Below are 11,752 nucleotides of genomic sequence, written 5' to 3' on the forward strand. Positions count from 1 at the left end.
ACCGAGTGCCAACCACCAACGGTCAATCGCCGGAGCGGCCCCACCATGGCCGCCCGTCGTATCGGATCACTGAAGGAGCCGTCTGATGTCCGATTTCGTACCCGGGCTAGAGGGAGTCGTCGCGTTCGAGAGCGAGATCGCCGAGCCCGATCGTGAAGGCGGCGCCCTCCGCTACCGCGGCGTCGACATCGACGAACTGGTCGGCCACGTCTCGTTCGGGCACGTCTGGGGCCTGCTGGTGGACGGGAAGTTCAACCCGGGCCTGCCCGCCGCCGAGCCGTTCCCGATCCCGGTCCACTCCGGCGACATCCGGGTGGACGTGCAGTCCGCGCTCGCCATGCTCGCGCCGGTCTGGGGCCTGAAGCCGCTGCTCGACACCTCCGCCGAGCAGGCCCGCGACGAGCTCGCCCGGGCCGCCGTCATGGCGCTCTCCTTCGTCGCGCAGTCCGCGCGCGGCCAGGGCCTGCCGATGGTGCCGCAGCGTGAGATCGACAAGGCCGAGACGGTCGTCGAGCGCTTCATGATCCGCTGGCGCGGCGACCCGGACCCGAAGCACATCAAGGCGATCGACGCCTACTGGACGTCGGCGGCCGAGCACGGCATGAACGCCTCCACCTTCACCGCCCGCGTCATCGCCTCCACCGGCGCCGACGTGGCGGCCGCGCTCTCCGGCGCGGTCGGCGCGATGTCGGGCCCGCTGCACGGTGGCGCCCCGTCCCGCGTGCTCGGCATGATCGAGGAGATCGAGCGCACCGGCGACGCCGCCAAGTGGGTGAAGAACGCCCTCGACAAGGGCGAGCGCCTGATGGGCTTCGGCCACCGCGTCTACCGCGCCGAGGACCCGCGCGCCCGCGTGCTGCGCCGCACCGCCAAGGAGCTCGGCGCGCCGCGCTACGAGATCGCCGAGGCGCTGGAGAAGGCCGCGCTGGAGGAGCTGCACAACCGCCGCCCCGACCGCGTGCTGGCGACCAACGTGGAGTTCTGGGCCGCGATCATGCTGGACTTCGCCGAGGTCCCCGCGCACATGTTCACCTCGATGTTCACCTGCGCCCGGACGGCCGGCTGGTCCGCGCACATCCTGGAGCAGAAGCGCACCGGCCGGCTGGTCCGCCCGGCCGCGCGCTACATCGGCCCCGGTCCGCGCAGCCCGCGTGAGATCGAGGGCTACGAGTCGATCGCCCACTGAATCGACTGACCTGCCGTCACTCGTTCGGGCGAGTCCGGGTACTGACCCGGACCCGCCCGGACCTGTGAGATCCGCATCTCAGCGGGCGGACCACCGTATCGGCACCGGTTTACCTCGCAGTAGGCTGCGCGCGTGGCCCAGATCCAGATCCCCGCTGACATCAAGCCCGCAGACGGCCGTTTCGGCTGCGGCCCGTCCAAGGTGCGCCCGGAGGCCCTCAGTGCCCTCGCCGCCACCGGTACCTCGCTGCTGGGTACGTCCCACCGCCAGGCGCCGGTCAAGAACCTGGTCAAGCGCGTCCGTGAGGGCGTGAGCAGCCTCTTCTCGCTCCCCGAGGGGTACGAGGTCGTCCTCGGGAACGGCGGCTCCACCGCGTTCTGGGACATCGCCGCCTTCGGGCTGGTGCGGGAGAAGTCCCAGCACCTGAACTTCGGCGAGTTCTCCTCCAAGTTCGCCTCCTCCGTGCAGGCCGCCCCCTGGCTGGCCGAGCCCACGGTGATCAAGACCGCGCCGGGCACCCACCCGCTGCCGGTCGCCGAGGCGGGCGTGGACGTCTACGCCCTCACCCACAACGAGACCTCGACCGGTGTCGCGATGCCGATCCGCCGCCCCGAGGGCGCGGACGCCGGCTCGCTCGTCCTGGTCGACGCCACCTCGGGCGCCGGCGGCCTGCCGGTCGACATCACCGAGACGGACGTCTACTACTTCGCCCCGCAGAAGTCCTTCGCCTCCGAGGGCGGCCTCTGGCTCGCGTCCTTCTCCCCGGCCGCCCTGGAGCGTGCCGCCGAGATCGCCGCCTCCGGCCGGTACATCCCGCCGTTCTTCGACCTGCCGACGGCCATCGACAACTCGTCGAAGGACCAGACGTACAACACCCCGGCGCTCTCCACCCTCTTCCTGCTCGCCGACCAGCTGGAGTGGCTGAACGGCAACGGCGGTCTCGACTGGGCCGTCGCCCGCACCGCGGACTCCTCCTCGCGCCTGTACGGCTGGGCCGAGAAGTCCTCGTACGCGCAGCCGTTCGTCGCCGACCCGGCCGAGCGCTCGCAGGTCGTCGGCACCATCGACTTCGACGAGTCGATCGACGCCGCCGCGATCGCCAAGGCACTGCGTGCCAACGGCATCGTGGACACCGAGCCCTACCGCAAGCTCGGCCGCAACCAGCTCCGCGTCGCGATGTTCCCGGCCATCGACCCGGCCGACGTCGAGGCCCTCACCGCATGCATCGACCACGTGGTCGCCGCACTCTGACCCCGGCACCACAACCGTACGGGCCGCCGCCCCCACCCGGGGACGGCGGCCCTACGCTTTCTGCACTACCCAGGGGCGCGAGGAACTGCGCGAGGGCGGAAGGCACCCCACCGTCACTCCCGTTTCGCGCAGTTCCCCGCGCCCCGGGGGGTGCCCCGAGCAGTCCGGTGGCCCAGCGGAGCGTGCCCCTACTTGCCGAGCACCGAGCTGATGATCACAACGGCCAGCAGTAGCACCAGAGCGCCGGTGACAATGCGCATGCGAGTCTTGGGGTCCACGTTCACCGAGACTACCCGCTGACCTGTCGCGCCTCGTCATGCCCTCCCACCCTCCCGCCCGCCGGTGCGGCCCACGGCCCCGGATCCGGGCCGGGGTCCGATCACAAGAGGATCTCTTTACCTTCAAGGCCGAAAAGCGGACCAGCCGGGACGATCCCACCCTCACGGCACTCCGGGGATTTTCGTTGCCCCAGCAGGTCGGGGCGCCATCAGGCCCCCAAATCGCCCTGGATATGATGATCGGCCAGGTCAACCAGATCTTCACATTCAGGAGAAACTGTGCGCATCTCTCGCACGCACGGGCTGATCGCGCTGGCCGTCGCCACCGCAGCCGTCCTGCCCGCTGCCCCGCTGGCCGCCGCCGCGCCCGCCGCATCCTCGGTCAGCCGCGCGAGCACCTACTTCTCCGTCTCCAACTACCGGGTGCTGGACACCCGGGTCGGCAACGGGGCCACCGGACCGTCCGGACCGGGCAGCGTGGTGCGGCTCGACATAGCGAAGAAGCTCGGGCTCTCCAACGGCACGATCCCGACCGCCGTGGTCCTCAACCTGACCGTGGTCGACCCGACCGCCGGCACCTTCGTGTCCGCGTACCCGACCGGCGGCGAGCGCCCGACCGTGTCGAACGTCAACGTCGCCCCCGGCCCGGGTGTCACCACCAACCGGGCGACCGTCCAGGTCAGCAAGGACGGCTACGTCGACGTGTACAACCACGCCGGCACCACCGACCTGGTCGCCGACATCCAGGGCTTCTACACCGGCGTCGGCGAGAACGGCACGCTGACCGGCTCGACCTACATCCCGGGCGAGCCCACCCGCCTGCTGGACACCCGCACCGACACCGGCGGCCTGCCCGGCAAGGTCGGCCCCGGCGAGCAGATCGTCGCCGACGTCTCCGGCGCGCTCAACCCGGACACCACCGACACCGACCTGGTGCTGCAGCTCACCGCCACCAACGCCAGCGCGCCGAGCTTCGTCACCGCGTACGCGGCCACCCTGAACTACCTCCCCAACACCTCGGACCTCAACTTCGCGGCCGGCCAGTCGGTCACCAACCTGGCCTTCGTCGATGTCGACAAGAAGGGTCTGGCGCTGTACAACCACAGCGGCAGCACCGACCTGGTGATGGACTACGTCGGCGCCTTCGAGCACCACCGGGACGCCGGCAGCCCCGGCGCGTCGGGGCTCTTCCTGCCCGCCGCACCCACCCGGGTGCTGGACACCCGCTCCGGCAACGGTGCCCCGGCCACACGGGTCGGCGCCGACCAGGCAATCCGGGTCAAGGTCTCCGACCTGCCGGGCGCGCCCGCCCCGGACAAGCTCGGCGCCGTCGTGCTCAACCTGACCGCGACCAACGCGAGCGAGGGCAGCTACGTCACCGCGTACGCCGCCGACGGCTCGCCGCGCCCCGGCACGTCCAACCTCAACTTCACTGCGGGCCGCAACACCGCCGCGATGGCGATCGTCCCGGTGAGCCAGGACGGCTACGTCAACCTCTACAACCACTCCGGCAGCGTCGACCTGATCGCCGACGTCCAGGGCTACTACACCTACTAGGCCTGCCACCTGGCTGGGCCTACTCCTCCCAGCGCGCCAACGGCCACGCCCGCAGCGTGCTGTAGCGGGACGGCCCGAAGCCCTGCTCGCTCCGCATCAGGTGCAGCTCGGACGCCTCCCACTCGCTGCCCCGGAAGCCCTCCAGCCGGGCCGCCAGCCCCTGCAGCTCGCCTGCGGCAGACCGCCGGGCGGCCCGGCGCTGCCCGTGGGCGGACCCGGCCCGGGCCAGCGTCAGGTGGGGGTGGAAACCGTACTGGTCGGTCTCCACCCCCGCCTCGCCCACCGCCGCCCGTACGGCCTCGGCGAGCCGGCGCAGCGCCCAGGTCTCCCCCTCGACCCCGCCCCAGAGCACCCGGTCCCCGAACGTCCCCGCTCCCGCGAGCCGGAGCCGGTGCACCCCGTGCTCCGAGCAGGCCCGCCCGAGCAGTTCCTCCAGCTTCGGCACGTCCAGCACCGGGATCTCGCCGAGGAACGCCAGCGTCAGGTGCCAGCCCTCCACCCCGGACCAGCGCAACCGCTCCGCCTCGGGCAGCGCCCGCAGTGGCGCCACCGCGTCGGCCAGCTCCTGGACCGCCACCACCGGCGGGTTCACCGCCACGAAAAGCCTCATGGGCCCATCTTCCACCCCGCCTCGGCGAGCAGGTAGAAAGGTCTGTATGAAGATCAGAACCGGTGGGCCCGAGGACGCGGCCGACATCCTCCGCCTGCTCGACGAAGCCGTCGCCTGGCTGACCTCCCTGGGGCGTACGGGCCAGTGGGGCGACCAGCCCTGGACGAGCCGCCCCGCCGCCGTGGAGCGCATCCACGCCTACACCCGCGAGTTCCTGGTCCGCGTCGCCGAGGACGAGTCCGGCGCGGTGGTGGGGGCGTGCATGCTGGCCGACGAGGGGTCCGAGCACATCGCACCCGCCGCCGAACCCGAGCTGTACATCCGCCATCTGATCACCGACCGCAGCCGGTCCGGCTCCGGGATCGGCGCGGCGCTGGTCGCCGACGCGGTCGAGGAGACCGTGCGCCGGGGGCTCGGGCTGCTCCGGGTGGACTGCTACGCGGGCGGCGACCAGCGGCTGGTGGGCCAGTACCGCCGGCTCGGGTTCACCCCGACCGACACCTTCGAGGTGCCGCTGTCGGACCGCGACTGGCCCGGCCAGATCCTGGAGATCAGGGTCTGAACCGGGCCGGGCACTCGGTCTGACGAATCGTCAGCAGGCCGTGGCCAGCTGCTGCTTGGCGACCACCCTCGGCACGACGGCGACCACCCGGCCGCCGTGCCCGGGGTGCAGGTCCACCCGCACCCGCAGGTCGGCCGCGCGGGCCAGCACCACCGCGACCACGCCTGCGGCCAGCGCGGAGACCGCGCCGCACGCGAGCAGTCCGAGGCGCGGTCCGTAGGAGGCCGTCACCCAGCCCACCAGGGGAGCGCCGACGGGGGTGCCGCCGGTGAAGACCAGCACCAGCAGGCCCATCACCCGCCCGCGCATGGCGGGTTCGGTGGCCAGTTGGATCGCCGAGTTCACCGAGGTGTTGAAGGTGAGCCCGAAGACACCGATCAGCGTCAGCAGGACGGCGAACGACCAGTAGCCGGGGGCGAAGGCGGCCAGCACCTCCAGCGCGCCGAAGGCGAGCGCCGCCATGACCAGCCGTCGCAGCCTCGGCGCCCCGCGCCGCGCCGCCAGCAGGGCCCCGGCCAGCGAGCCGACCGCCATCGCGGTGTTCAGCAGGCCGTACTCGCCGGCGCCGACCTTGAAGGTGTCGTACGCGAAACCCGACAGCAGGGTCGGGAAGTTGAACCCGAAGGTGCCGATGAAACCGGCCAGCACCATCGGCCAGAACAGCTCCGGGCGCTCCTTCACGTACCGGAGCCCGGCGCGGAGCTGGCCCTTCTCCCGGGCGATCGGTTCGGTCGGCCGCAGCTCGGCGGTCCGCATCATCAGCAGGCCGCCGATCACGGCGGCGAAGGAGAACGCGTTGACCGCGAAGGCCCAGCCGCTGCCCACGGCGGCGATCAGCAGACCGGCCACCGCCGGGCCGACCAGCCGGGCGGTCTGGAAGTTGGCGGCGTTCAGGCTGACCGCGTTGCTGAGGTCCTTGGGGCCGACCATCTCGCTGACGAAGGCCTGCCGGGTCGGGTTGTCGACCACCGTCACCAGGCCGAGCAGCAGTGCGAAGAGGTAGACCAGCCCGGCCGTCACCGCACCCGTGATGGTGAGCACCGCGAGCCCCGCGGCGAGCAGGCCCATCGCGCCCTGGGTGACGACCAGCAGGCGGCGCTTGGGCATCCGGTCGGCGAGTACGCCGCCGAAGAGGCCGAGCAGCAGCATCGGGAGGAACTGCATGGCCGTGGTGATGCCGACCGCGAGCGGGCTGCCGGTGAGACTGAGCACCAGCCAGTCCTGGGCGATGCGCTGCATCCAGGTCCCCGTGTTGGAGACCACCTGACCGACGAAGAAGTAGCGGTAGTTACGGACTCGGAGGGAGGAGAACATCCCGCCCGGTCTGGTGAAGCCCGCCCCGGTGGGGCCCGACGCGGCGGTGGGTTCCGCCGCGGTGCGTTCGCAGGGGTCGTCGTCGCCGGTACCCGGCAGGCCCACGGGGGCGGGTGCCTGGTTCTCGGCGGGGGCGGCCGCGGCCGCCGCCTGCTCGGTGGTGGAGTCGTCGGTACGGATGGCGGCGCTGGCGCCGGCCGGCGGTGTCACGGTGGTCTCCCCTCGGTGCGCGACCGCAGCCTGGGCTGCCCCCCCGCGACTGCTCTCACTGTTCGGTCCTGCGGTGATGCGGTACTCCTTCTTCCGTCTCCGGAGATGTCGTCGTCAGAGGCGTGCGGGCCCTCAGAGGTGGGCGAGCTTGTAGAGCACCGGTGCGGCCTCCCGCACCACCGCCCACTCCTCCTCGCTCAGCCCGGAGGCGAGCTCGGCCAGCCAGGCGTTGCGCCGGCGGCGGCTCTCCAGGAGGATCGCCTCCGCCTGCTCGGTACTGCTGACCACCACCTGCCGGCGGTCGTCGGGGTGCGGCTCGCGCCGCACCAACCCCTTCTCCTCCAGCATCGCGATGATCCTGGTCATCGACGGCGGCTGGACGTGCTCGCGCCTGGCGAGCTCCCCCGGGGTGGCCTTCCCGCACCGCGCGAGGGTGCCGAGCACCCCGATCTCGGTGGGGCTGAGCGACTCCTCGACACGTTGGTGTCTCAGTCGGCGGGCAAGGCGCATCGCGGACGACCGCAGCTGATTGACGGCTGCGAGGTCCTCCTCGGACATCTCGGACATGTCTTTAGCCTACGTCATTACTTTCGCTAAGGAAAATCAGTTGATCTCCCGGCGCCGCCGCCGGGCCCGGACCACCACCCGCCTACGCGCGCCCGGGAACGACGACAGCCCCCGGGAACAGGTCCCGGGGGCCGTCGTCACCCGCCGCCGCGGGGTGTCTGCGTCGGCGTCAGCCGTTGGTGAAGTACCCGAACAGGTCGGCGATCACGTGGGTGTCGCCGGCCCGGTTGTAGAAGGCCACCCCGCCGTTCGCGCCCAGCGGCGTGATCACGTGGTTCGGGACGGTCCGGCCCGCCTGGAAGTTCAGGTTCGAGGTGGTGGGCCGGGCGCCGCCGTCCGGCCAGACGGTGAGGAAGCCGTCGGCCGTGGGCTGGGTGGCGGTCACGTTCAGGACGGCGGCGGTGGCGCCGGCCGGCACCCCGTGGGCGCCGCCGACCTGCACGGACAGCCGTCCGGCTGTGCCGACCGGGCCGGTGGCCCGGGTGTCGAGCAGCCGGGTCGGCGCGATGGGGGTGTACTGGCCCGTGCCCTCGTAGCCGTAGTAGCCGAAGACGTCCGCGACCACCTGGGTGTCACCCAGGAAGTTGTAGAGGTCGATCTTCCCGTCGTCGCCGATCGGCACGATCGCCTGGTTGGCGACGGTCTGCCCGGCGGTGAAGTTGAGGCTGGAGACCCCGGGCCGGTTCGCGCCGTGCGGGTAGGCCGTCAGGTAGCCGCCCTTGGTCGCACCGGTGGCCGTCAGGTTCAGCACCACCGCGCGGGCACTGGCCGGCACCCCGGCCTGCCCGACCACCTGGACGGCGCGGCTCTCGCCCTGGGTCAGCTTGACGTCCGGCTGCCCGCCCGAGGGCCGGGTGTCCAGCAGCCGCGTGGGGCCGCTCGGGGTGAACTTGTTCCCCGCGCCCGGCTGGTAGTAGCCGACCACGTCGACGATCACCCCGGCCTGCCCGGCGCGGTTGTAGACGTCCACGCTCTGGCCGTGGCCGACCGGGACGGTGACGAGGTTCGCGACGGTCTGCCCGGCCTTCACGTTCAGGTTCGAGGAGGCCGGCCGCGGCTGGCCGGTCGGCCAGACGGTCAGGAAGGTGTCCTGGGTGGCCTCGGTGGCGGTGACGTTCAGCACGACGGCGGTCATCCCGGCCGAGAGCTGGTAGTTGACGGGCTGCCCCCAGGACGAGAGGTCGACCGTCCGCGAGGAGTCCGCCCACAGAGGGTTCCGGTAGGTCCGGGTGTCCAGCGCCCGGAACGGCGTGACCGCCGTGTACCCGCCCGGCTCGTACGCCGCGTGGTAAACCTGCGAGGCGGTGGAGACCCGGCCCTGGTTGTCCGTCACGGTCATCGAGACCTTGTAGTCACCGGGCGCCTGGTAGGTGTGCTTCTGCGACGGGAAGGAGAGGTCGGTCCGGTAGCCGTCGCCGAAGTCGTAGTGGTAGTTGGTGACCGGCCAGGCCGAGGCGGTGGCCGTGGCCGTGGCGTCGGCCAGCACGGTGAACGGCGGGTCGGCCGACCAGTCCGTCTTGACGGGCAGCACCGTGGTCGCCGAGAACTGCGCCGTCAGCGGGCCGGGCACGGTGGCCTTGACCGGGTCGGACCCCCCGTACGCCACCTGGCCGTCGGGGGAGGTGACCTTCAGGCCCGGCTGGCAGGCGCAGGCGCGGGCATAGGTGTGGCTGACGGTGGCGGCGGAGGTGGTCTGCGTCGTGCCGTCACCGAAGTCGTACGCGTAGCTGAGCGGCTCGGTGTTCCAGCTGTGGCCCGCCCGGGCGGTGAAGGTCACCTTGGTCCCGTACGGGGCCTGCGGCTGGTCGGCCGTCAGCCAGGCGCTGTCGGACAGCTCGTCCTGGACCTCGTAGGCGCCCCGGTCGAGGTGGCCCGGGCCGGGGTTGGCGACGTACGGGTCGTCGGCCGGCGCGTGGCCGTTGATGTCGGTGGGGAGCACGCCGGGGGCGTCGGGCTTGGCCGAGTCGATCGCCGGCGAGCAGCTGCCCTGGACGAGCTTGCCGTCGATGACCTGGCAGTCGTCCGGCCGGGGGCTCCAGGGGTTGCTCAGCTTCGGGTCGGCCATCAGGTCGTTCCGCCCCTGCCCGGTGGCCGCGCGGAACGCCTCCGGGGTCGGGTAGCTCTGCCCGGCCCAGTTGTACGGCGTCCCGCCCGCGGCGGCGCGCAGCAGGTTGTAGTCCGCCGTCGTGCCCGGGACGGAGTCGGCCGAGACCAGGATCTCGGTCGCGGCCCCGCTGACGAGGCAGGGGCGGCCGTTCAGGCCGGTCATGCCGTCGAGGCCGGTGGCGGCGTGGCTGTCGACGACGTTGTTGTAGAGGTTCGCGCCGGTCGAGCCACCGGTCAGCGCGATGCCCGGGCCGCAGCCGAGCGCGAGGGTGTTGTTGGTGACGGTGGTGCCCGGGGCGCCGTCCACCGAGACGGGGGCGCCGGCGGCGCGCAGCACCGCGTTGTCGCTGATGGTGGTGCCGGTGGCACCACCGCTCACCCGGAGGGAGCCGTACTGGGCGCCCTGCAGGAAGTTGCGGGTCACGGCGACGTCCCGGCTGGCGCCGCCGACCTCGATCAGCGGGGTCAGGCCGAAGGGGACCGCGAACGCGTAGTTCCGGTCCAGGGTGATCCGCTGGGAGTCCTGGACGAGCGTCTCGCCGAGGCTCAGGCCGCGGAACACCACGTCGTGGACGCCGATGACGGTGAGCTGGCGGGCCGGGGTCGGCGACTTGGCCCTGAGCTCGACGTGGTCGCCGGTGAAGGTGATCGGCGCCTGCTCGGTGCCGGAGCGGGTGATCCGCAGGTCCTCGGTGTAGGAGCCCTTGGCGATCTGCACGGTCCAGCCGGGCTGGGCGGCGGCGGCCGCCGCACCGATCGAGCAGTACGGCTGGGCCGTGGACCCCGCGCCGGTGTCCGAGCAGGCGGCGCTGTCCCGGTCCACGTGCACGGTGGCGTCGGACGGACCGCCGCCCGCGGCGGTCGCGGGTACCGGCAGACCGAGGACGGCGGTCAGGACTGCGGCGGTGAGGCCGATGGCGCGGGGCAGGCGCACTGGTTTCCCCCCGGAAGTGAAACGAATCATCGGTAAAGCTTTTGGAATTATTGAGGAGATTCAGAGAATAGCAACCCGTTTACCGGGCAGACACCCGCCCCCGACGGGTCCAGAGCCCATCGGGGGCAGGGTGGACGACCCCCCGGGGAACAGCAGGCCACGGCACCTTCCGCCGGGTCACGGCAGCTTGTACATCCCGTCAGGACTTCGTGCCCAACAGCCGCCCATAGCGTGAAGGACCCACCCTGGTCTGCTAGTTCACCAAATCTCCCAGCGTTGCCGTCACTTGGAGCAACCGCTACTGTGCCCGTTGTCAGGAACACGGCACCAGGCACAGTGCAACCCGCACCACGCTCAGGGAGTCCTCTTGGGTCACATCGACCACGCTGTCTACGGCTGGGTCACACCCGCGATCTCGTATCTGGTCGCCTGTCTCGGAGCCCTGTTGGCGCTCCGCAGCACTCGCTGGGCCCTGCTCACCGAAGGCCGCACCCGCCGCAACTGGCTGGCCTTCGCGTCCCTCTCGCTCGGCGTCGGCATCTGGAGCATGCACTTCATCGCCATGCTCGGCTTCGCCGTCTCCGGCACCGAGATCCGCTACAACGTGCCACTCACGGTGGCCAGTCTGCTCATCGCGATCCTGGTGGTCGGCGTCGGCATCTTCACCGTCGGCTACAGCAAGCACCCCCGGGCGGCCCTGCTGGCCGGCGGCGTGACCACCGGCCTCGGCGTCGCCGCGATGCACTACCTCGGCATGGCGGCGATGCAGATGCCGGGCACCGTCTCCTACGACCACGTCACGGTCGGGCTGTCGATCGCGATCGCCGTCTTCGCCGCCACCGCAGCCCTCTGGGCCACGCTGAACGTCCAGGGCACCGCGGCGGTGCTCGGCGCGGCCCCGGTGATGGGTGTCGCGGTCTGCGCGATGCACTACACCGGCATGGCGGCCATCTCGGTCCGCCTCGACGGGCACGGCGATCCGCAGAACGGCGTGCTGGCCCTGCAGTTCGTCTTTCCGCTCGCGGTCGGACTCGGCACGTACGTCTTCTGCAGTGCGCTGGCCTTCGCCGTCGCACCGAGCAAGGGGGGCGACCAGCAGTCGGTCTTCCTCGGCCCGGCGGCCCCGCTGCTGCCCCGGCGGTAACCCCGCCGGAAGCCCAGCCCGCGAAGTGCCCGG

Annotated in this window: 9 protein-coding genes; 5 read left to right on the forward strand and 4 right to left on the reverse strand. The window is 71.8% G+C overall.

Going from position 1 to position 11,752, the window contains the following annotated elements; genetic code table 11:
- Positions 1-85 precede the first annotated feature (85 nt).
- The 3 genes from ABD330_RS11340 (at position 86) to ABD330_RS11350 (ending at position 4,272) form a co-directional block, all read left to right on the forward strand.
- Positions 86-1,186 (forward strand): citrate synthase 2, encoded by a 1,101-nt coding sequence (locus tag ABD330_RS11340; RefSeq protein WP_344463607.1) that lies wholly within the window; start codon positions 86-88, stop codon positions 1,184-1,186.
- Between the two features lie 132 nt (positions 1,187-1,318).
- Positions 1,319-2,437 carry a phosphoserine transaminase gene (gene serC / locus ABD330_RS11345; protein WP_344463609.1) on the forward strand — a complete coding sequence of 373 codons (1,119 nt, stop codon included), beginning with the start codon at positions 1,319-1,321 and terminating at the stop codon, positions 2,435-2,437.
- 557 nt (positions 2,438-2,994) lie between these two features.
- Positions 2,995-4,272 carry a hypothetical protein gene (locus ABD330_RS11350; RefSeq protein ID WP_344463611.1) on the forward strand — a complete coding sequence of 426 codons (1,278 nt, stop codon included), beginning with the start codon at positions 2,995-2,997 and terminating at the stop codon, positions 4,270-4,272.
- A gap of 19 nt (positions 4,273-4,291) precedes the next feature.
- On the opposite strand, the gene thpR is transcribed toward ABD330_RS11350, so the two are convergent.
- Positions 4,292-4,882 (reverse strand): RNA 2',3'-cyclic phosphodiesterase, encoded by a 591-nt coding sequence (gene thpR / locus ABD330_RS11355; protein WP_344463613.1) that lies wholly within the window; start codon positions 4,880-4,882, stop codon positions 4,292-4,294.
- A 46-nt stretch (positions 4,883-4,928) separates the two neighbouring features.
- On the opposite strand from thpR, the gene ABD330_RS11360 reads away from it, so the two are divergent.
- Entirely contained in the window at positions 4,929-5,444 is a 516-nt protein-coding gene (locus tag ABD330_RS11360) for a GNAT family N-acetyltransferase (RefSeq protein WP_344463615.1), read from the forward strand.
- Between the two features lie 30 nt (positions 5,445-5,474).
- Here ABD330_RS11360 and ABD330_RS11365 read toward each other — a convergent pair whose 3' ends face one another.
- The 3 genes from ABD330_RS11365 to ABD330_RS11375 all read right to left on the reverse strand — a co-directional run bounded on the left by ABD330_RS11365 (position 5,475) and on the right by ABD330_RS11375 (position 10,575).
- Positions 5,475-6,968: an MFS transporter gene (locus ABD330_RS11365; RefSeq protein ID WP_425555501.1), complete on the reverse strand. Its 1,494-nt coding sequence runs from the start codon at positions 6,966-6,968 to the stop codon at positions 5,475-5,477.
- 132 nt (positions 6,969-7,100) lie between these two features.
- Positions 7,101-7,535 carry a MarR family winged helix-turn-helix transcriptional regulator gene (locus ABD330_RS11370; RefSeq protein WP_344463617.1) on the reverse strand — a complete coding sequence of 145 codons (435 nt, stop codon included), beginning with the start codon at positions 7,533-7,535 and terminating at the stop codon, positions 7,101-7,103.
- Between the two features lie 169 nt (positions 7,536-7,704).
- Complete coding sequence (locus ABD330_RS11375; RefSeq protein WP_344463619.1) at positions 7,705-10,575, reverse strand: PKD domain-containing protein; 2,871 nt, start codon at positions 10,573-10,575, stop codon at positions 7,705-7,707.
- A gap of 367 nt (positions 10,576-10,942) precedes the next feature.
- Between ABD330_RS11375 and ABD330_RS11380 the strand changes: the two genes are divergently transcribed.
- Positions 10,943-11,719, forward strand: coding sequence for an MHYT domain-containing protein (locus ABD330_RS11380; protein WP_344463621.1), 777 nt, complete (start codon positions 10,943-10,945; stop codon positions 11,717-11,719).
- The last annotated feature ends 33 nt before the right edge of the window (positions 11,720-11,752 follow it).

The organism is Kitasatospora kazusensis (assembly GCF_039529945.1).
In the GTDB taxonomy this organism is placed as follows: domain Bacteria; phylum Actinomycetota; class Actinomycetes; order Streptomycetales; family Streptomycetaceae; genus Kitasatospora; species Kitasatospora kazusensis.

Excerpts from the sequence above, each read along its gene's own strand:
- ABD330_RS11340 (WP_344463607.1), top strand. The coding sequence starts at position 86 with ATGTCCGATTTCGTACCCGGGCTAGAGGGAGTCGTCGCGTTCGAGAGC.
- thpR (WP_344463613.1), bottom strand. The coding sequence starts at position 4,882 with ATGAGGCTTTTCGTGGCGGTGAACCCGCCGGTGGTGGCGGTCCAGGAG.
- ABD330_RS11360 (WP_344463615.1), top strand. The coding sequence starts at position 4,929 with ATGAAGATCAGAACCGGTGGGCCCGAGGACGCGGCCGACATCCTCCGC.
- ABD330_RS11370 (WP_344463617.1), bottom strand. The coding sequence starts at position 7,535 with ATGTCCGAGATGTCCGAGGAGGACCTCGCAGCCGTCAATCAGCTGCGG.